1 pseudogene is annotated in these 552 nt (G+C 44.7%); it reads left to right on the top strand.

Annotated features, from left to right (window positions below):
• Window positions 1-19: 19 nt before the first annotated feature.
• Window positions 20-552, top strand: a pseudogene (locus A3738_RS04910) (amino-acid N-acetyltransferase); the annotation flags it as partial.

The following is a 552-nucleotide window of genomic DNA, read 5'->3' as shown; positions in this document are numbered from 1 at the left end:
TTTCATTTCGGCGAAGCCTATGGGGGTCTTAAACGGCATTGATTATGGCTGGACCGGAAAAGTGCGTAAGGTTGATAGTGAAAGTATTAACGGTCACTTAAAAAGCGGTGCACTGGTTCTTCAAACAGGGCATGGTTACGCAGTGACCGGTGAAATTTTTAATCTGTCTTATGAAGAGTTAGCAACAGATATTGCCGTGGCACTAAATGCTGAAAAGCTCATTATGCTGGGTAGCGACAAAGCGATAGATGATGGGGCGGGTGAAACCTGTAGACAGATAACCCCGGATGTCGCACAGTCATTAGTCTCTTCGACAAGCGACGATGATAACGCAAGGTTATTGGCATTAGCTCAACGTGCTTGTGATCTTGGCGTTAAGAGAACTCACCTTTTAAGTTATGCCTCTGATGGTGCGATTCTTGAAGAACTATTTACGCGAGATGGTATTGGTACCATGGTTAGCGCAGAAAGTTATGATGAGGTAAGAGCCGCCACCTTGGACGACTTAAATGGTATTCAAGAATTGATTCAGCCCTTAGAAGAGCAAGGGAT

The sequence above is a fragment of the Oleiphilus sp. HI0066 genome (genome assembly GCF_001635725.1).
Note: the sequence above shows the minus strand (reverse complement) of the source record. Positions and strands in the feature narration are given on the sequence as shown.